General features: G+C 73.2%; 17 protein-coding genes. 9 read left to right on the forward strand and 8 right to left on the reverse strand.

Going from position 1 to position 19,221, the window contains the following annotated elements; all coding sequences use genetic code 11:
* Positions 1-142: 142 nt before the first annotated feature.
* Positions 143-1,165: an MlaD family protein gene (locus WMF17_RS19045; protein ID WP_437603494.1), complete on the forward strand. Its 1,023-nt coding sequence runs from the start codon at positions 143-145 to the stop codon at positions 1,163-1,165.
* Positions 1,166-1,273: 108 nt separating this feature from the next.
* Here the strand turns inward: WMF17_RS19045 and WMF17_RS19050 are convergent, their stop codons facing one another.
* Positions 1,274-1,489: an acetyl-CoA carboxylase biotin carboxyl carrier protein subunit gene (locus WMF17_RS19050; RefSeq protein WP_437603495.1), complete on the reverse strand. Its 216-nt coding sequence runs from the start codon at positions 1,487-1,489 to the stop codon at positions 1,274-1,276.
* A 482-nt stretch (positions 1,490-1,971) separates the two neighbouring features.
* Here WMF17_RS19050 and WMF17_RS19055 point away from each other — a divergent pair, with 482 nt between their 5' ends.
* Genes WMF17_RS19055 through WMF17_RS19065 form a run of 3 tightly spaced genes read left to right on the forward strand, consistent with a single transcriptional unit; the run spans position 1,972 to position 4,287 of the window.
* On the forward strand, positions 1,972-2,739 hold the full coding sequence (locus tag WMF17_RS19055; protein WP_437603496.1) for a hypothetical protein: 768 nt from the start codon (positions 1,972-1,974) through the stop codon (positions 2,737-2,739).
* A gap of 19 nt (positions 2,740-2,758) precedes the next feature.
* Positions 2,759-3,538, forward strand: coding sequence for an orotidine-5'-phosphate decarboxylase (gene pyrF / locus WMF17_RS19060; RefSeq protein ID WP_437650664.1), 780 nt, complete (start codon positions 2,759-2,761; stop codon positions 3,536-3,538).
* Positions 3,539-3,540: 2 nt separating this feature from the next.
* Entirely contained in the window at positions 3,541-4,287 is a 747-nt protein-coding gene (locus WMF17_RS19065) for a TrmH family RNA methyltransferase (protein ID WP_437603498.1), read from the forward strand.
* A gap of 464 nt (positions 4,288-4,751) precedes the next feature.
* Here WMF17_RS19065 and WMF17_RS19070 read toward each other — a convergent pair whose 3' ends face one another.
* Both WMF17_RS19070 and WMF17_RS19075 read right to left on the reverse strand, forming a co-directional pair.
* The gene (locus WMF17_RS19070) at positions 4,752-5,924 is read right to left on the reverse strand and encodes a cysteine desulfurase family protein (RefSeq protein ID WP_437650665.1); all 1,173 of its coding nucleotides are present in this window, start codon (positions 5,922-5,924) and stop codon (positions 4,752-4,754) included.
* Between the two features lie 28 nt (positions 5,925-5,952).
* A complete protein-coding gene (locus WMF17_RS19075) occupies positions 5,953-7,224 on the reverse strand; it encodes a hybrid sensor histidine kinase/response regulator (RefSeq protein WP_437603500.1) in 1,272 nt (423 codons plus the stop codon).
* Positions 7,225-7,534: 310 nt separating this feature from the next.
* On the opposite strand from WMF17_RS19075, the gene lnt reads away from it, so the two are divergent.
* Positions 7,535-9,220 (forward strand): apolipoprotein N-acyltransferase, encoded by a 1,686-nt coding sequence (lnt, locus tag WMF17_RS19080; RefSeq protein WP_437650666.1) that lies wholly within the window; start codon positions 7,535-7,537, stop codon positions 9,218-9,220.
* A 78-nt stretch (positions 9,221-9,298) separates the two neighbouring features.
* Here lnt and WMF17_RS19085 read toward each other — a convergent pair whose 3' ends face one another.
* The 3 genes from WMF17_RS19085 to coaE form a co-directional block, all read right to left on the reverse strand.
* Positions 9,299-9,949: a DUF72 domain-containing protein gene (locus tag WMF17_RS19085; RefSeq protein WP_437603502.1), complete on the reverse strand. Its 651-nt coding sequence runs from the start codon at positions 9,947-9,949 to the stop codon at positions 9,299-9,301.
* A 103-nt stretch (positions 9,950-10,052) separates the two neighbouring features.
* Positions 10,053-11,492: a ribonuclease H-like domain-containing protein gene (locus WMF17_RS19090; RefSeq protein ID WP_437650667.1), complete on the reverse strand. Its 1,440-nt coding sequence runs from the start codon at positions 11,490-11,492 to the stop codon at positions 10,053-10,055.
* Positions 11,493-11,534: 42 nt separating this feature from the next.
* Positions 11,535-12,167, reverse strand: a complete 633-nt coding sequence (gene coaE, locus WMF17_RS19095) for a dephospho-CoA kinase (protein WP_437650668.1) — start codon at positions 12,165-12,167, stop codon at positions 11,535-11,537.
* 319 nt (positions 12,168-12,486) lie between these two features.
* Between coaE and WMF17_RS19100 the strand changes: the two genes are divergently transcribed.
* Positions 12,487-14,478 (forward strand): EAL domain-containing protein, encoded by a 1,992-nt coding sequence (locus WMF17_RS19100; RefSeq protein ID WP_437650669.1) that lies wholly within the window; start codon positions 12,487-12,489, stop codon positions 14,476-14,478.
* Positions 14,479-14,536: 58 nt separating this feature from the next.
* On the opposite strand, the gene WMF17_RS19105 is transcribed toward WMF17_RS19100, so the two are convergent.
* Both WMF17_RS19105 and WMF17_RS19110 read right to left on the reverse strand, forming a co-directional pair.
* Positions 14,537-15,220 carry a cysteine hydrolase family protein gene (locus tag WMF17_RS19105; protein ID WP_437650670.1) on the reverse strand — a complete coding sequence of 228 codons (684 nt, stop codon included), beginning with the start codon at positions 15,218-15,220 and terminating at the stop codon, positions 14,537-14,539.
* A gap of 71 nt (positions 15,221-15,291) precedes the next feature.
* Positions 15,292-16,668, reverse strand: coding sequence for a nicotinate phosphoribosyltransferase (locus tag WMF17_RS19110; RefSeq protein ID WP_437603507.1), 1,377 nt, complete (start codon positions 16,666-16,668; stop codon positions 15,292-15,294).
* A 182-nt stretch (positions 16,669-16,850) separates the two neighbouring features.
* Here WMF17_RS19110 and folD point away from each other — a divergent pair, with 182 nt between their 5' ends.
* From folD to WMF17_RS19125, 3 genes are read left to right on the forward strand one after another with little or no spacing between them, the layout of a single operon-like run.
* Complete coding sequence (folD, locus tag WMF17_RS19115) at positions 16,851-17,720, forward strand: bifunctional methylenetetrahydrofolate dehydrogenase/methenyltetrahydrofolate cyclohydrolase FolD (RefSeq protein WP_437650671.1); 870 nt, start codon at positions 16,851-16,853, stop codon at positions 17,718-17,720.
* Positions 17,717-18,460, forward strand: coding sequence for a class I SAM-dependent methyltransferase (locus tag WMF17_RS19120; RefSeq protein ID WP_437650672.1), 744 nt, complete (start codon positions 17,717-17,719; stop codon positions 18,458-18,460). The genes folD and WMF17_RS19120 overlap by 4 nt, the downstream gene beginning before the upstream one ends.
* Positions 18,461-18,469: 9 nt before the next feature.
* On the forward strand, positions 18,470-19,201 hold the full coding sequence (locus WMF17_RS19125) for a hypothetical protein (protein WP_437650673.1): 732 nt from the start codon (positions 18,470-18,472) through the stop codon (positions 19,199-19,201).
* The last annotated feature ends 20 nt before the right edge of the window (positions 19,202-19,221 follow it).

Raw genomic sequence — 19,221 nt, forward strand, 5'->3', positions numbered from 1 at the left:
CCTGGGAGGCAAGTACGGTTGCGTCAGGGCAAAGGCAGCGCGAAGCGTCACGACGCGCGCCGGAGACGATGCGTCAGGGCAGCTGGATCCTGGCCTATTTCCCTCACCTCCCCGCCGCCAGATCGGAGAAGATGAAGACCCCATGGCAAGCCCGCGATCGATCGAGGTCAAGGTCGGGATCCTCATACTCACGGCGCTCGGGCTCCTCGCCACGTTCATCCTCGTGATGGGCGGAGTCAACTTTCAGCCGAAGTACTCCATCTACGTCGAGTTCGATAACCCGGGCGGCCTGCAGACCGGGGCGCCGGTGAAGATCGCCGGGGTGGAGGTCGGCAAGCTCAGCGAGATCCACTTCCGCGGCGGCCAGGTCGGCAAGGACGGCAGGCGCGAGCCGCTCGTGCGGATCCAGCTGCGCGTCGAGGAGCGCTACCAGCAGAGCATCCATGACAATGCCACGTTCTACGTCACGACGCAGGGCGTGCTCGGCGAGCAGTTCCTCGCGATCGAGCCCGGCTCGACCGATCGGCCGGTGCTCCCCGCGAACGCGGTCGTCCGGGGGCTGGATCCGCCGCGCCTCGACATGCTCCTCGCCGAGGGCTACGAGCTCCTGCACGCGACCGTCACCGCGATGCGCGAGCACCGGGAGGAGGTCGGCGAGGCGTTCGACGGGCTCCGGAAGACGCTGAAGGGCACCGGCGAGTTCATGCACCGGAACCAGGACCGGCTCGATCGCATCGCCGAGAACGTCGAGCAGATGAGCCTCGACGGCACGGATCTCGTGAAGGACGCCCGGCAGAAGTACGTGAACAACCCGCAGATCGACCGGATCCTCGCGAACGCCGATCAGGTGAGCAGCACGGCCGCGCGCGATCTGCCGCCGCTCATGACGGACGCGCGCGAGACGCTGGCCAACGCGCGCCGGCTGTCGACCACGGTGGGCGGCGAGACGGAGCAGGCGAAGATCAAGAAGACGCTCGACGACATCGCCGAGATCGCGGGCAGGGCGAGGTCGGCGACCGCCGACGCCCAGGAGGTCCTCGCCCACGTCAAGCGCGGCAAGGGGACAGTGGGCGCGCTGGTGATGGACGAGCAGCTGTTCGACGACCTGCAGGAGCTCGCCCGCGACCTCAAGCACAACCCCTGGAAATTCTTCTGGCGCGAGTGATCGGCGCCGCACCCTCGGGGGCGCGGCCGGGCCCCGCGGCCGTCCTGGCGGCGGCGCGTCGGCGCGGGGCGAGTCCGTGAAAGCGCGGACGCTGGCCGGCCCGGGCGGTCAGGCCAGCTTGATCAGCGGGGCGCCTTCGGTGACCGAGGCCCCCTCGGTGACGAGGATCTCCTCGACGATCCCCTCTTCCTCGGCCTCGACGGGCATCTCCATCTTCATGGACTCGAGAATGACGACCACGGTCCCCTCTTCGACCTTGTCGCCCGGCTTGACCTCGATCTTCCAGACCGTACCGGTGATGTGCGCCTTGATGACGTTTGCCATGGGCGCGCGAACCTACCGGAGAGCCACCGAGAATCCAACGGGAGCGTGGGGCGCGGCGCGGCCTCTGGCGGTCCGTGCTCGGGCGTCCCCCAGGCACCCTCTCCGGACGGTCGAGGTCGCCCGGTGGCGCGGGCACGCGGGACGGCGCGGCTGGGCAGGTGCGCGCGCAACGGACGAGGGGACGTGGGGACGTGGAACGGACGAGGGGACGTGGAGACGTGGAAGGGACGTGGAGACGTGGAAGGGACGGAGCGCTGCGATTTCCGCTGGTACCTGCGGTGCACCACGGCGATAATCTGGCTGACGGTTCCGCGGTTCCTCGACATCGCGAGGGTCGCGGTGATCGCGAATAATTGCGTGAAAGCCGCTCTGCGGGTCAGAATCGTCTTGCTCGGTGGCCCCACCCAGGGCGACCTGCAGGTTCTCCGCGCCGCCCCTTGGTAGCCCAACCGCACGCGCTCGATCGAAGGAGCCACGAGGTCATGTCGGAACAGAAGGAAAGCTCGGTCCTGTTCTCGCTCAAGGAGCTGATGAACCTCGAGGAGGATCGCATCAAGACCGAAGAGGCCCAGAAGGCCGCCGCCGCCGCCGCCGCCGAGAAGGCGCGCGTCGAGGCGGAGCGCGCCGCGCGCGAGGCCGAGGAGCTGCGCATCCGCACCGAGGAGGAGCGCCGTCGCAACGAGGAGCGACGCTCCCGCGAGGAGGCGGCGCGGCTCGAGGCGATCCGGCAGGCCGAGATCGAGAAGGCGCGCGTCGAGGCCGAGCAGAAGGCGCGGCTCGAGGCGATGGCCGCGCAGCAGCACCACGAGCGCTCGCTCGCGGCGCTGCAGCAGGACGAGTCGAAGAACAAGCTGCGCAAGCTCCTCATCGGCGGCGCCATCGCCAGCGCGCTGGTGATCGGCATCGTCACCGTCGCCGCCGTCAAGTCGTCCCAGGACAACGAGGCGCGCATCGCCGCCGAGGCCGCGCGGGCCCGCGATCTCGAGGAGGCGAACAAGCGGCTCGAGGCGCAGTTCAAGGAGTCCGAGTCCAAGATGTCCGGGCTGCGCGACCAGCTCGCGAGCGCCAAGGACGAGGCGACGCGCCTCGCCCTGCAGAAGCAGCTCGAGGCCGAGCAGCAGAAGCAGGAGCAGCTGCGCCGCGGCGGCGGCAGCGGGCGGCCGGCCGCCGGCGCCCACCCGGCGAGCGGCGGCGGCACCAAGGCCCCCTGCAACTGCGCCCCTGGCGATCCGCTCTGCAGCTGCCTCTGACGCGGAACGGGAACACCGAATGGCGAACACCGGCTCCGTCAGGCAGCGGACGAGCCTCGGCGGCAGCTCGCTCGACGAGGCGCGCCGCAGGCTCGTCTTCCCGCTCGATTTTGCGACCCTGGACGAGGCCAGGGCGGCGGCGACCCGCGTCGCTCCCTCGGTCGGCGTGCTCAAGGTCGGCCTGGAGCTGTTCGTCCGCGAGGGGCCGGCCGCGATCGAGATCGGCAGGTCGCTCGGCCTCGACGTCTTCCTCGATCTGAAGCTGCACGACATCCCCGAGACGGTGGCGCGGGCGGTGGCGAGCGCCGCCGCGCACGGGGTCCGTTACCTGACGGTGCACGCGGCCGGCGGCGCCGAGATGCTGACGCGCGCGGCCCAGGAGGCGGCGCGCTCCCAGGAGCTGATCCTCCTCGCCGTCACCGTGCTCACGTCGCTCGACGACGACGATCTCGCCGCGCAGGGCGTCCAGGGGAGCGCTTCGGAGCACGTGGTCCGGCTGGCGCAGCTCGCGCGCGGCGCCGGCATCCACGGGTTCGTCGCCTCGCCGCAGGAGATGCCGGCGCTGCGGCAGGCGCTCGGGCAGGGCGAGCTCCTCGTGACGCCGGGCATCCGCCTCGGCCCCGGCCCGGCCGGCGCGCCCGCCGACGACCAGAAGCGCATCGCCACGCCGTCGGCCGCGATCTCGGCCGGCGCCGATCTCCTCGTCGTCGGCCGGCCGATCCGGGACGCCGCCGATCCACTCGCCACCGCGCGCTCCATCGTCCAGGAGATCGCGCACACACTCCACCCACCGCGCTGACCGTGAGCCGCCTCGTCTACGGTCTTCAGCCGGTCCGGGAGGCGATCCGCGCGCACGGCGCACGGGTCGCCTGGGCCCTCGTCCAGCGCGACGGCGGCCCGAAGCTCGACGCGCTCGCGCGCCTCGCGGAGGGCCAGGGCATCCCGACCGAGCGCGCGCCCCGCAGCGAGCTCGATCGCCGCAGCGCCGGCGGCCGCCACCAGGGCGCCGTCGCGTCGGCGCCCGAGCTCCAGATCGTCGGGGTCGACGCGATCCCGGTCGTCGAGGAGGGCGAGCCCGGCGCCGGCACGATCACGGTGGCGCTCGACGGCGTGATGGATCCGCAGAACTTCGGCGCGGTGATCCGCAGCGCCGTCGCCCTCGGCGCGGGGGCCATCCTGTGGCCCGAGCACAGCTCGGCGCCGCTCACGCCGGCGACGTTCCGCGCCTCCGCCGGCGCGATCGAGCACGCGAGGCTCTGCCGTGTCCGCTCCTTGCCCGACGCCCTGGAGTCCCTCGCCGCCCGCGGCGTCGCCGCGATCGCGCTCGACGCCCAGGGCCCGGCGGAGCTCGGCGATCTGCCCCTGACCGGCCCTGTCTGCATCGTCATCGGCGCCGAGGACAAGGGCACGCGCCGCTCGGTCCGCCGCGTCTGCCAGCACGTGGCCCGGCTCCCGATGACCGGCCCGATCTCCTCGCTGAACGCCTCGGTCGCCGGGGCGATCGCGCTCTACGAAGTCGTCCGGCAGCGCCGCACGTCGCGCGCGTAGTCCGGCAGCAGCCCCCGCGACACCAGCCGCCCGACGACCACGGCGATCCGCGCGCCGCGGGCCCGTCCAGCCAGCGCCGTAGGGCATGCCCGTAGCCTCCCGGGAACATCGCTCGCCGGATTGCGCGCAACAGGTCCGGGCTCGGCGCGACCGCGCGCTGCGAGGTCATCCGGGAACGCCGTAGGTCGAACCCTTAACCAAGCAAAATTAACAACAAATTTGCATAGATACGAACAACATGTGATGCAGATTCGAGCATCGCATCGATGGCTGAACAGGCTCGCAGGAAGATGGCCGATTCGATCCATTCAATGGATCGACAAAAAGAATCCACACCCCCCTCGAAAAGCTCAGTCATTGCGGAGGGTTACCCCTGTGGACTCACCCTTCTCTGCGCGGTTATCCGGAATGGCTCGAGGGATGGTTCAAGAATCGGGGGGGTCCCGGTAAGCGGCTGGATCGGCTCAGCTTCGGGCTGGAAGTGACCGCAGCCGGGAGAGCACGCGGGCCATGCGGAGCGCGGCCTCGGTCAGGTCGGCCTCGGTCGTGTCCTCGCCGATCGAGAAGCGCACGGCGGAGGCCGCGCGCTCGGGGCCGAGCATCGCCGTGAGGACCGGGGACGGCTCGGCGGTCCCGGCGCTGCAGGCCGCGCCGCTGGACGCGGCGACGCCCTCCAGGTCGAGCGCTGCGCAGAGCTCGTCGCCGCGCCAGCCGGGCCAGGAGAGGTTCGTGACGTGGGGGGCGCGCGCGCCGTCCCCGTTGCGGAGGGGCGCGGCGCCGGCCGCGCGCCCAACCTGGGTGAGCGCGGCCTCGAGACGATCGCGGAGCGGGGCGAGCGCCGCGTACCGGGCGGGGGCGCCGATCGCTCGCCGGGCGGCCACGGCGAAGCCGGCCGCGGCGAGCGGGTCCTGTGTCCCGGGACGCATCCCGCGCTCCTGGGCGCCGCCGAGCAGGACGGGCCGGAGCCGGATGCCGGGCCGCACCGCGAGCGCTCCGATCCCCTTCGGGCCCCGGATCTTGTGGGCCGCGACCGACACGAGATCCGCCCCGGCCCACGCCTCCGGCGGGAGGCGTCCCACCGCCTGGACGGCGTCCACGTGGAGCCGCGCCCGGCGGGCATGGACGATCGCCGCCGCCTCGGCGACCGGCTGGACGACCCCCGTCTCGTGGTTGACCGCCTGGAGGCTCACGAGCCGCACGGGCGCGACCGCTGCCGCCCGATCGATGGCGGCGGCGATCGCCTCCGGCGCGACCCGGCCGGACGGCTCGGGATCGACCCAGGCGACGTGCACGCCGCGGCCGGCGAGCCCCTCCGCGGCGCGGGTCACCGAGGGGTGCTCGATCCGCGAGACAACGAGCGCGCCGGCCTCGTCCCCGAAGGCGTGCCAGAGCGCGAGGTTGTTGGCCTCGGTCCCGCCCGAGGTGAGGGTCACGTCGCGCGCGTCGAGCCCGGTCAGCCGGGCGACCGCCTCCCGCGCCTGCTCGACGAACGCGCGCGCCCGCCGCCCCGGTCCGTGCACGCTCGCCGGGTTGGCCCAGGCCACCTCGGCGGCGGCCTGCATCGCCGCCAGGACCTCGGGGTGCGGCGGCGTCGTGGCGTTCCAGTCGAGATAGATGGCGCTGGAGGCAGGGCGCATCAGGACGACGACGGGGAGGCAGGGCGCATCAGGACGACGACGGCTCGGCGGGCGGCACCGAGGGCGGGCCGAGCCGGCCCGGCGAGCTGCCGTCGTCCTGGAGGGGCGCTCGCCGGGCGACGGTCAGAAAGAACGCCGATCCGGTGAGCGTCTCGCCCTCGATCACCTCGTTGCTGGGCGACACGACGCGCACGTCGCCGCCGAGCCCGCGGGCGGTGCGCCGGGCGATCGCGAGCCCGACGCCGACGCCGCCGTAGGCGCGCGTGGCCGAGCCGTCGACCTGGTAGAACGGCTCGAAGATGCGCTGCAGGCGGTCCGCCTTGACCCCGGGCCCCGTGTCGGCGACGCAGAGCTCGTAGTGCCCCGACTGGAGCACGCTGACCCGCACGCCCGCGGTGCCGCCGGCCGGCGTGAACTTCGCGGCGTTCTCGAACAGCTGGATCATCGCCCTCTGCAGCCGGCCCGCGTCGCCCCAGGCGGGGAGCGGGCCGCGCGGCAGGTCCTCGACGAGCTGCACCTTCCCCTCGGCGAAGCGGTCGGCCACCTGCGCGAGGGCGCGCCGCGTGGTGTCGAGGAAATCGTACTCCGAGTGCATGAAGCGCATCCGGCCCGTCTCGATGCCGGTCACGTCGAGCAGGTTGTCGATGAGCGACCGGAGCCTGCGAACGCAGTCCTCCATCGCGAGCAGCGCCTTCTTCTGCGCCTTGTTGAGCGGGCCGAGCTCCTCGTCGGCGAGCAGCTTCACGTACCCGACGATCGGGGTCATCGGGGTCGCGAGCTCGTGCGAGATGTTGCGGTAGAACTCGGTGCGCGCGGCGTCGAGCTCGCGGAGCCGGGCGTTGGCGCGCGAGAGCTCGGCCACCTTCTGCTCGAGGTGGGCGACGATGCGCTGGCTCTGCTCGCGCAGCCGGAGCGGCCCCTGCGACGCGGGGAGCTCCTCGCGCGCGCCGCTGAGGTAGCGGGCGATGACCGCCGAGAAGGAGCGCGCGTCGATCGGCTTCTGGAGAAAGCCGTCGCAGCCGACGGCGAGGCTCGTGTCCCGATCGCCCTCGGCGGTGATCGCGACGATGGGGACGCCGGCGAGCGACGCCTCGCCGCGCAGGCGCAGGGTGACCTCGAACCCGTCGAGGCCGGGGATGTTCAGATCGACGAGGACGAGGTCCGGGTGGAGCGTGCAAGCAAGACGCACCCCTTCGAGCCCGTCGGCGGCCTCGAGGACCTCGTAGCCGGCGCTCTGGAGCAGCTTGCGTACGAGCAGGCGGTTCGCGGGATCATCCTCGATGTGAAGTATCTTCGACATGGGCTCTGCGTGCGCATAGTAGTCGCGATCGACGGGGGCCAGGCACGTTCTGCGTTACTTTCCGCCGCCTGTTCGGGTCCGCCGGCCCGGCCGGGGCCCGGGTCGTCCGCTTGGGTCGCTTGCACCGCGCTTGTTCCTGCGGTCGTGCCGAGCTCGCCACCGCGCGCGCGCCGAGCGGGTTGCCAGGCGAGCGCCGAGCGGGTTGACGACCGGCGGCGCCCATCCAATACGGGGGCGCCATGCCCGGCCCCTTCAGGTTCCACCGCGCCGTCGCCGCGGCGCGCTGCTTCCCCTTCCCCCGGCGCTGCCGATGACGACCGCGCGCCAGCAAGAGAGCGAGGCCGCCGACGTCGGAGGCGGAGCGGCCGAACACCTCCCTCGGCCGGAAGCGCCGCGCAGCGCGAGCGCGGACGGCGCGGTGCGGCCGCTGCCCGCGCGCCTCTCCTACGGGCTCGCGGCGCTCTCCGGCTTCCTCTACTTCCTCGGGTTTCCGGGGATGGATCTCTGGCCGATCTCGTTCTTCGGCCTCGTCCCGCTGATCGTGGCGCTGCGCGGACAGACGCCGCGGCGCGCGGCGCTGCTCGGCTGGATCGCCGGCTTCGTCATGACGATGACCGGCTTCTACTGGCTGCTCGAGATGCTGCGGGTGTTCAGCGGCTTCCCCACGATCCTCTGCACGGTCTTCATGGCCATCCTCTGCGCCTACCAGGCCGGACGGATCGCCCTGTGCGGCTGGCTCTACGGGCGGGCCGAGGCGCGCGGCTGGCCGGGCGCCGTGGCGTTCGCGCTCGCGTTCGTGACGAGCGAGCTCGTCTATCCGCTGCTCTTTCCCTGGTACTACGGCGCCTCGGTCCACAACGCCCCGGTGATGGGCCAGGTCGCGGATCTCGGCGGCCCCTACCTCGTCGGGCTGGTGCTTGTCGCCGCGAACCTCGCGATCGCCGAGCTGGTCAAGCTCCGGCTGGATCGCGCGCCGCGCGCGGCGGGCGGCGACGCCGGCCCGTCGCGGCCCGGCCGCCCGCTGAACCGCGCGGTCGTCGCGGTGGGCGTCGCGGCCCCCGCCCTCGCCGCCGTGTACGGCCTCGTCCGGATGCGCGCCGTGGACGCGGCCGCCGCCGCGGCCGAGCCGATCAAGATCGGGATCGTCCAGCCGAACCTCGCGCTCTTCGACCGCCGGAACGCGGTTAAGATCCACCTGAAGAGGACCCAGGAGCTCGCCAAGCAGGGCGCTGGGCTCGTCGTGTGGAGCGAGGCGGGCGTGCCGCAGGCGTTCCGCGAGTCGGCCTATAAGACCGAGGTCCAGCGGTCGCTCACGGGCCGCCTCGGCGTGCCCACCGTGGTCGGCACGGTCATCCACCGGCTCCCGGCCGACCGGAACGAGCGCGGCGTGAGCTTCAACACGGCGCTGATGGCCGGCAAGGACGGCGAGATCCTCGGGCGATACGACAAGCAGTACCTGCTCGCGTTCGGCGAGTACCTCCCGCTCGGCGACACGATCCCGTACCTCTACACGCTGTCGCCGAACTCGGGCCGGTTCAGCCCCGGCACGTCGCTCGCCCCGCTCGAGTGGGACGGCCACAGGATCGCGACGATGATCTGCTACGAGGACATCCTGCCGCACTTCGTGAACAAGCTGGTCGCCGAGGGCGACCCCGACCTCCTCGTCAACCTCACGAACGACGCCTGGTTCGGCGACTCGACGGAGCCGTGGATCCACCTCGCGCTCGCGAAGATGCGGGCCATCGAGCACCGCCGCTACCTCGTGCGCGCCACGAACAGCGGCGTCTCGGCGATCGTCGACCCGGTCGGCCGGGTCGTCGTGCAAAGCGACACCTTCAAGGAGCAATCGCTCCTCGGCGAGGCGCGGTTCATGCGTGCGCAGACCGTCTACGGGACCGTCAAGGACATCCCGTGGTACGTCGCCGCGGTCGCGAGCGTCGCCATGGCGCTGTTCACGCGGCCCGAGCGCCTGCGCCTCCGGAGCGCCGAGCGCTGAGCCACGCGGCCGGAGCGCCGGCTCCCCGGCGCGCCGGACCTCGCCGCCGGGGCGCGGCGCCCGCGCGGCGCGCCCGCGTCAGATCTTCATCGCCTTCTTGAAGCGCTTCGCGTCGGCGAACATGTCGACGTTCGTGAACACGTACGTCGCGTCGTCGTGCTTCGCGCCGCGCGCGATCTCCGCGAGCCGCTCGATCGCCGGGTCCTCGTAGCGCGACTTGTGCCCCGCCGGGCCGTGCAGGCGGTAGTAGGCGACCTTCAGCCGCGAGAGCCCCGTGGTCAGCGGATCGCGCGCGGCGAGGGCGCCGACCTCCTGGGTGAGCTCGTCGCTCTCGTCCGGATCCCACCCCGGCGGCGGCTCGAAGACGACGCGCTCGAAGCGCTTCTTCACGCTGGCAAGGAACTCGCGCAGGATGGCCTTGTTCGCGCGCGTCGGCGTGAACTCCGGGGGACCGACGAAGACGGCGCTCTTCGCCTCGAGCTCGTCGGCGACGGCCTCGATGCTCTTGAGCGCCGTCTCGATCACCTTTCCGTCCCGGAACCCCTCCTGCCCGATTTCACGCGGACCGAGCAGGGCAAATCGAAAGCCGACCGGAGCTTCGCGCCGCCAGCGCCGGATCGTTCCAGGTCCCGGAAGGGACACATGGGTCTCCTGCACCTCCACGAACATAAACTCGCGGAAATAGCGCGTCGCTGGGACGGGGAAACCGGCACAGCCGACGGTAATCATCGCCCCCACCCTAGCCCACGCACGCCCCGGCGAGAAGCCAGACGGATGGATTTCTCGATCGGCCCGCCCGGAGCCCTGAACCGCGGGACTGCGGGGTGCCCGCTCACTTTTCGCCCTTGCGTCGCGGCGCGGCGGCGGGCAGGGAGCACGGCCGCGCTCCGGCGGCGGCCTCGGCGCGCTCGAACGGCAGCGCGAGCGCGGCGCCGGCGGTGCTGCGATCGAGCTTGCGTCGCAGGCGGGCTCGGCGGCGAGCCAGCGCGGGCTCGGGCTCGGCGGTGCCCTGGTCGGCCAGGTCGAGGGCGCGGGCGAAGGCGCGGACGTGGTGCTCGTAGAGCTTCGCCAGCGCGAGGCGCACCGCGGGATCGTCGATCTCGGCGGCGAGCGCCTCGTAGTCCGAGAGCGCCCGCGCCTTGTCCCCGCGCGCCTTCGCGATGTCGCCGCGCGCGCGGCGCGCGACCGCGCCGCCGCCGCGCTCGACGGCCGCGTCCGCGAGCTCCGCCGCGCGATCGAGCGCGCCCGCCCTGCGCAGCGTCGCCGCCGCCCCGGCGAGATCGCCTGCGGCCAGGCCGCCGAGCGGCTCGCCGTAGAGGCCGACCAGCGCGACCATCGCGAGCACGTCGGCCGCGTTGTGCTCGACGACGCCCAGCAGCGCGTCCTCGTCGCCGGTGCGCAGGAAGTGGGCGTAGCACGCGACGATCTCGCCGCCGGGCACGTCCCCGACGCGCACCCGGCCGAGCACGTCGTGCTCCAGGGCGATGAGCGTGCAGGTCTTGAGGCGCGCCTTGTGGATGCGGCGCGCGACGTGGACGAGATCGAGGTGCGGCAGCTCCGGCGGCGGCGGCAGGCGGTTCATCACGTAGCGCGTGCGCAGGAGCGGCATGTCGAACGCCTTGCCGTTGTACGTGACGATCATCGAGGCGTCGGCGAGGCGCTCGGCGAGCCGGCGCAGGATGGGCTCCTCCTCGCCGAGGCGGCGCAGGAGGAGCTGCTCCATGATGAAGGCGTCGGACGACGGCTCGCCGAGCGGCCCCGCGCCGGCGGCCCCGGGGTCGAACCAGGCGAGGCCGATCAGGAACGGCACGGTGCCCGTGCCGCCGGCGAGGCCCGTGGTCTCCGTGTCGAGGAACAGCGCCCTCCGCAGGTCGCAGCCGGCGAGCGCCGGGTCGAGCGCCAGGAGCGCGAGCATCGCCGGGTCGGCGTCGCGCGCGGCGACGAGCGGCGCGCGGCCGACGCGGGCCGCCGCGAGCGAGCGGGTGCGGCTCACGTAGAGCGGCCCCCCGGGCGTCTGCTCGACATGGAAGGGGAGCTCGCCGCGCGCCGGATCGGCCCTGGGGGTCGGCGGCGCGCCGCGAGCGACGATGCGAGAGATGCGCTCGCGCAGCTCGTCCAGCGACGGTCGAGCGCCGACCGCGGCGGGCGCTCCCGCCGCCGCGACCGGCGGCGGCGACGCCTCGCCTCGTGCGATCGCGCCCGGGACCGCGCCGGCGCGTCGCTCCGCCGGGAGCGGCCCGAGCCGCGCGAGCTTCGACTTGAACGACGTCATCGGCCGGCCGCGAGACTTCCACGCCGGGCACTGCGCATCAAGTCAGCGTCCCGCGCGTTCAGCGCCGCCGCCGAACTTCACCCGGATCGAGGCGAGCACCTCGTCCGCCTGGCGCTCGGTCGCGGCGCGATCGCCGGCGTTGTCGATGACGTGGTCGGCGACCGCGACCTTGCTCGCGAGCGGGAGCTGCGCGTCGAGCCGGGCGCGCACCTGCTCCGCGGTCGCGCCGTCCCGCGCCATCGCGCGCGCGATCTGGATCGCCTCGGGCACCGCGACGACCACGAGCGGACGGAACGCGTCGGCGACCCCGTTCTCGACGAGGAGCGCCGCCTCGTAGCAAGCCAGCGGCTCGCCCCGCGCCTCGAGCGCCGCGGCGCGCTCCAGCAGGAGCGCCGCGATGCGCGGGTGCACGATCGCGTTCAGCTGCCGGCGCTTGCCCGGGTCGTCGAACACCATCGCGGCGACGCGCGCGCGATCGAGCGAGCCGTCCGGCAGCAACACCTCCGGACCGAGGGCGCGGACCACCTCGCCGAGCCCCTCGGTCCCCTCCGCCACCACGTCGCGGGCGAGCGCGTCGGCGTCGATGACCGGAAGCCCCTGCGCGCGAAAGCGCGCCGCCACCGTGCTCTTGCCGGATCCCAGGCCGCCGGTGAGCCCGAACAGGACAAGCCCCATCGATGCCTCAGCCCGCACCGAGCGCGGTCCGCGCTCCCACACCGTCCCTCGATCCCGACACGTCACCACAACGCATCGCGTCAACGCCGCCCTTCGTGGGCCTGTGGCCAGGCGTTTCTTGCTGGAGCTCGACAAATCGCCGCGGCGCCAGCGAGAGGACGGCGGCGCTGGCGCCGAGCCCCGGCCGGGAGCGCCTGCTCTCCTCGTGACCACCCATGACCCGAGCCTACCCCAGCGGTGGGTCGTGGCCGTCGAGTTTCCTCGCCGTCGGCGCTTAAGAAGTCCGCTTCTCCGGGAATGCAACTACCATAACGGGGTGGTGGCAAAGATCGATGACCGGCCGGAGTCGAGCCTGCACGCCGCGTTCGATCGCTCGGACGCGCACCGTGGCTCGCCGGACAAACACCTCGCTGCGTGGCTGTCCGAGGTCGACGTCGGGCTGATCGAGATCGACGCCGAGCAGCGCGTGGTGCGCTGCAACGGCGCGGCCGAGCGGCTGACCGGCTGGTCGATCGTCGAGGCGCGCGGCGCGCTGCTCGATCGCGTGCTCCGCCTGATCCCGGCGGCGGGGACGACGAGCGGAGATCCGGACATCGACGTCGGAGAGATGAACGAGCTGTTCGACGAGGGCGCGCCCGCGAAGCCCGCGCCGCCGCCGGCGCTCACGCCGCGGCGCGAGCCCGCGGTGCCGCTCTCGCCGGTGATCATCGACGAGGGCGCGCTGCGCACGCCGGGCGCGCCGCTCGCCGCCCCCGAGGCGACCCGGCCGCCGGCGCGGTACACCGCGCTGCTCGAGCGCCGCGACGGCTCCGTCATCCCGATCCTCCACACGATCGGCACGATCGCGGGGCGGCCCACGCGCGAAGGCCAGCGCGACTCGAAGCCGCCGCCTCCTCCCGGGCAGATCGTCCTCTTCCGCGAGCTCGGCGCGCCGGGGCCCCTGCCGATCCACCCGGCCAAGCCCCGCTACGACGCGCTGACGCGCCTCCTCGACCGGTACGCGATCATCGATCGCATCGAGGAGGCGCTGAACGACTGCAGGAAGACGGGGACGCCGTACGCGCTCTGTTACATCGACCTGGATCGCTTCCGTCTCGTCAACGCGACCTGCGGGCACGAGGCGGGGGACGATCTGCTCCAGTGGGTCGCGACGCGCGTGCACGAGATCGTCGGCCCGCAGGACGCGGCCGGGCGCATCGGCGGCGACGAGTTCGTGCTGCTGCTCGCGAACAAGAGCGAGCGAGAGGCGGAGCGGATCGCGCGCGATCTGCAGATCTGCTTGCTCGAGTTCCGGTTCGGGTGGGCGGAGAAGACGTTCTCGATCGGCGCCAGCATCGGCCTCGTGGTGCTGACGCCCCACTTCGAGCGGGCGGTCGACGTGCTCGGCGCCGCCGATCACGCGTGCCGGATCGCGAAGGAGAACGGGCGCGGGCGGCTGCAGGTCTACCTCGACGACCAGCAGATGACGACGAGCCGGCGCTCGATGCAGTGGGTCGCGAGCCTGCAGCGCCACCTCGCCGAGGGGCGGCTGCGGCTCTACTCGCAGGGCATCCACCCGCTCGTCATGCCGGGCGCGGCGCCCAGCCCCCACGGCGCGCACTTCGAGGTGCTCGTGCGGCAGCTCGGCGAGGACGGCCGGCTCTACTCGCCCGTGGGCATCATCCAGGCGGCGGAGCAGAGCGGACTGATCCACGTCATCGATCGCTACGTCGCGCGGCAGGCGTTCCGGCTGATCGGCGCGATGCCGCAGCACGCGCTCCGGCGCCTCGACACGTGCTCGATCAACCTGTCGGGCGTGTCTCTCCTGCGCGAGGGCCTGCTCGACTTCCTCGTCGAGCAGCTGCACCGGGCGCAGGTGCCGCCGAGCAAGATCTGCTTCGAGATCACCGAGACGGCGGCGCTCGCCAACCTCGGCGAGGTGCTGTGGTTCATGCAGGAGCTCGGCGCCATGGGGTGCCGGTTCGCGATCGACGACTTCGGCAGCGGGCACGCGTCGTACGGCTACCTGGAGAGCCTGCCGGTCGACTACGTGAAGATCGACGGCATGTTCGTGCGCGATCTGCAGGACAACACGCTCCACCGCGCGATCGTCGAGTCGGTGCACAGGATCGGCGACACGCTCGGCATCAAGACCGTCGCCGAGCAGGTGGAGAACCAGGAGATCGCCGATCTGCTCACGTCGATGGGCATCCACTACGCGCAGGGGTGGCACTTCGACAAGCCGCAGCCGCTCGTCGACCTCTGCGCGTCGCTGCGCGTCCAGGGCGAACCGAGCGATCCCGGCGCGACGGGCTCTCCGGAGGGCCGCTGACGACGCCGTCGCGGGCGCGCCCGGGGGACCGCGCCGCGCGGGGACCCCGCCGGGCTCGCTAGCGAAGCAGGGCGGACGACGTGGTGAGCGTGACGCCGGCGGCCTGCATCCCGGAGAGCGCGGCGGCGACGCCGGCCTCGGTGATGCCGGCGACGGCGTCGGTCAGGAGCGTCGTGCGGTAGCCGCGCTGCGCCAGCCCGAGGGCGGCGGCGCGGACGCAGTAGTCGGTCGCCACGCCGTACACGACGAGCTCCGGCGCGCCGCCGAGCGCCGCGGCGAGATCGCGCAGGAACCCCTCGGCGAGGGGGTTCGCGAAGAGGCTGTAGACCTCCTTCTCGAAGTAGACCGCGTGGCTCGTGCCCGTCGCGAGCTCGCGCACCGCCTCGTCGATGGGCGCGCGCTCGACGTTCGGGAGAAAGCGGAAGCGCGGCGGCAGCGTCCCCTCGACCTTCAGCCAGCCCGGCGTCCCCTTCACGCAGTGGTCCGGGAAGCCCGGCTTGTCGCCCTCCGGGGCCGGGACGTCGTTCGACGCGAACTCCCACGCGTCCCACGCGTGCGAGTCGACCGAGCCGACGATCGGGATCCCGTGCGCGACGGCGTGCGCCGTGAGCCTCCGGAACAGCGCGTTCGGCGAGCCCTTCACGTAGAGCGCGCCCGCCTCCTCGCAGAAGTCTCGCTGCACGTCCACGTCGACGAACACCCTCGGGGGCGGAGCCTGCCGGGTCACGTTGCCACTCGCCATGTCCTCTCTCCTCACGTGCGGCGCGCCGCCGCGCCATCGCCGCCGCGCGCGCGGCGCCTCGCTCGATCTCGCTATCCTACGCCGGAGACGACGCGGGCGCGCACCGTCTCCACGAGCGCGCCGAGCTGCGGTGACACCTCGACCGGGAAGGGCGCGCCCGGCGAGGGGTCGTCGTCGATGCGCCGCAGCGCCTCCGGCAGCCCGGCGATCTCGGCGCGCACGCGCGCCCGGACCGCGTCGAGCCCCTCGGGCGGCGCGACGCGGGCGCCCTGCTTCATCACGGGCGCGAGCAGCGGCTCGGCCCCGGGGCTCGCGGGCTCGCCGTCGAGCGCGATGACGTCGCGGACGAGCCTCCCGGCCGGGTCGCGGAAGCGGTGCACCTGGTGCGCGCCGGGCAGCGTCGCCTTGCCTTCCGAGAACTTCGCGATGGGCGTGCGCTCCCCTCCAGCGCCCGGCTCGACGCCGCCGATCTCCACGAGCTTGTAGACGCCGCCCAGCGCGGGGGCGTCGATCGACGTCACGAGGTCCGTCCCGACGCCGTAGAGATCGATGGGCGCCCCGGCGCGCCTGAGCTCGGCGATCCGGTGCTCGTTGAGATCGCCCGAGGCGACGATCTTCGCCGACGCGCACCCGGCGGCGTCGAGGATCCTCCGCACGGCGACGCTGAGCGCGCCGAGGTCGCCGGAGTCGAGCCGGACCCCCTTCAGCTTGTCGCGCGCGATCGCCGCCGCGCGCGCGGCGCCGACGAGCGTGTCGTACGTGTCGATGAGCAGGATCGCCGCGCTCGGGAAGACGGCGACGTAGCCCTCGAACGCGGCCTCCTCCGACGGGTGGGCCATGGTCCACATGTGCGCGGCCGTCCCGAGCACCGGGATGCCGAAGCGCATGCCGGCCTCCACGTTGGAGGTGCCGACGCAGCCGACCGCGTACGCGGCCCGCGCCGCGTCGAGCGCCGCCTCCGGGTGAGCCCTCCGGGTGCCGAACTCCATGACCCCCGCGTCGCCGGCGGCCAGGACGATGCGCGCGGCCTTCGACGCGATCGTCGTGGCGTAGTTGACCGTGGACAGGGCGAACGTCTCGATGAGCTGCGCCTCGATGATCGGCGCGGTGACGCGCAGGAGCGGCTCGTTCGGGAAGAACACCGTCCCCTCGGGCACGGCCCAGACGTCGCCGTGAAAGCGGAAGTCCCGCAGGTAGCTGCAGAACGCCGGCGTCATCGCGTCCGCGAGGGCGGGGAGCGCGCTCAGGTAGGCGATCTGCTCGTCGGTGAAGCGGAGCTGCTCGAGGTAGCGCAGCACGCGCTCGAGGCCCATCGCGACGAGGAAGCGCCGGTGCCTGGGCAGCCGCCGCACGAAGAGCTCGCACGTCGCGACACGCGAGGCCATGCCGCGGTGGAAGTACCCCGCCGCCATCGTCAACTGGTAGAGATCGGTGTGCAGCGCGTCCACCGCTCATGGCTAGAGACGCTGGACGGAAGGGTCAACCCGAAGATCGCGCCCGGGACGTGGCGGTCGTCTCACGCCGTGGCCCGCGGTCGTTCGTCGCGGCCGGTCGCGGGTCGTCGCGGCCCCGGGCAGGCCGTGCGGGCCGCGCTCCCGCGACGGCCGCGGCTGGTCTAAGCTCCGCGGCCGTGGCAGCCAAGATCCTGGACGGCAAGGCGATCGCTCAGAAGGTCCGCGACGAGGTGCGGGAGGGGGTGGCGCGCTTCGCGGCCGCCCACGGCCGGCCCCCTGGCCTCGAGGTGGTGCTCGTCGGCGAGGACCCGGCCAGCGTGACCCACACGCGGAACAAGGAGCGGGTGTCGAACGAGGTCGGCATTCGGGGCCGGCTCCGCGCGCTCCCGGCCGGGACGACCGAGGCCGAGCTGCTCGCGCTCATCGCGGCGCTCAACGCGGACGACGCGGTCGACGGGATCCTCGTCCAGCTCCTGTTGCCGGGGCACATCCGGGAGCACGCCGTGCTCGACGCCATCGCTCCCGCGAAGGACGTCGACGGCCTCCACCCGGTGAACGCAGGCCTGCTCGCGCTGGGCCGCCCGGGCGGCCTCGCGCCGTGCACGCCGGTCGGCTGCATGCGCCTGCTCGCCGAGGCGGGCGTCGAGCTCGCCGGCGCCCGCGCGGTGGTCGTCGGGCGGAGCCACCTCGTCGGCAGGCCCATGGCGCAGCTGCTGCTCGCGCAGCACGCGACGGTCGCGATCGCCCACTCCCGCACGCGCGATCTGCGGGCGATCTGCCGCGAGGCCGACGTCCTCGTCGCCGCCGCGGGCAAGGCGAAGCTCATCGGGGGCGACTGGATCAAGGAAGGGGCCACGGTGATCGACGTCGGCATGAACCGCGACGACGCGGGCAAGCTGGTGGGCGACGTCGATTTCGAGGCCGCCAGGGGGCGCGCTGCCTGGATCACGCCGGTGCCGGGCGGCGTCGGCCCCATGACGATCGCCTCGCTGCTCGAGGCGACGCTGCGCGCGGCGGAAGCGCGGGTCGCGAAGCAGCGGCCGTGATCGCTCGGGCGCCGGAGCCCCGCGGGCCCGTCGAGGCCCTCGCCCCTGCCGCGAGCGCCGCGGCGTTCGTGGCGCGCGAGACCGCCGTGGCCAGCCCGCCGCTCGTCCCCGAGGTGAGGCTCCACCTCGCGACCGAGGTCACGCCGCTCTGGCACGCGACCGAGGCGGCGCTCGCGCGCGCGGGCGTGCCGCCGCCGTACTGGGCGTTCGCGTGGGCCGGCGGGCAGGCGCTCGCGCGGTACCTGCTCGATCACCCCGCCGCGGTCTCGGGCAAGCGCGTGCTCGACCTCGCCGCCGGCGGCGGCGTCGTCGCGATCGCCGCGGTCCGCGCCGGCGCCGCGCACGTCAGCGCCGCCGACATCGATCCGTTCGCCGCCGCCGCGCTCCAGCTGAACGCGGCCCTCAACGGCGTCGCCGTCGATGTCATCACGGACGATCTCACGGCGAGCGCCGCGCGCGGCGCGTGGGACGTCATCGTGGCGGGCGACATCTTCTACGAGCGCGCGATGGTCGACCGGGTGCTCCCCTGGCTGCGGCGTCAGGCCGAGGGGCCCACGGCGGTGCTCGTCGGGGATCCGGGGCGCGCCTACTGCCCCTCGGAAGGCGTCGAGGAGCTCGCGCGTTGCCTCGTCCCCACGTCGCTCGACCTCGAGGGGCGCGAGGTGCGCGATGCGCGGGTGCTGCGGCTGCTGCCGTTCCCCCGTTGCGCCGAGGTGGATGCAACCCAGGATGGAGAATAGGGGCGTTTCATGGGTCGATCGGCGTTCGTCTTCACGGGCGTCCTGCTCGTCACCGGCTGCGGGCGCGGCGACGTGGCCCCCGCCTCCGCCTCATCGAGGACAGCTGCGGTGTCCCGCGGCGAGAACGGAGCTCAGCCGCCCCCGGCCGCCGCCCCAGCCTCCGGCCAGCCTGCGCCGCGCACGGCGGCCCCCGACGCAGCGGCCGCCGCCGGAAGCCCCGGGGCCGACGGGGAGGCGCCGGGCGACCCTCGCATCGATGAAATCCGGAAGAAATACGAGGAGATCCAGGCGGACAAGGGGCTCAGCACGAGCGAGGTCCGCATGGTGTGCCCGGGGGGCGAGGGGAGCGCCGAGGTCCGGCTGCACCGGAAGAACAACACGGTCTCGAGGGTGGAGCTGAAGGACCACGCCGCGGGAGACGCCGGGTCCACCTACCTCTTCTATTACGACAACGGACAGCTCATCTTCGCCCTGAACGACGCCGAGCCCTTCGGCGGGCTCACGGAGCTCCGCCTTCTGCAGCGCCGGTACTACTACCACCAGGGCAGCCCGATCCTCTGCATGAAGAAGAGCGTGCAGGGGCCCCCCGACGAGGTCGAATCCCTCCTGCACAAGGCGCCGAATGAGCGCGTCGACTGCTCCTTCGCGCCCAAGGTCCAGCGCATCGCTTCGGTCGCGCTGCGGGGCGCAGAGGCGATCGACGAGATGAAGAAGCTGCTCTGCCCGCAGCCGCTCAGGTAGACCGGCGGGTAGGCCGCGTC

The organism is Sorangium sp. So ce362, from assembly GCF_051519845.1.
In the GTDB taxonomy this organism is placed as follows: Bacteria; Myxococcota_A; Polyangia; order Polyangiales; family Polyangiaceae; genus Sorangium.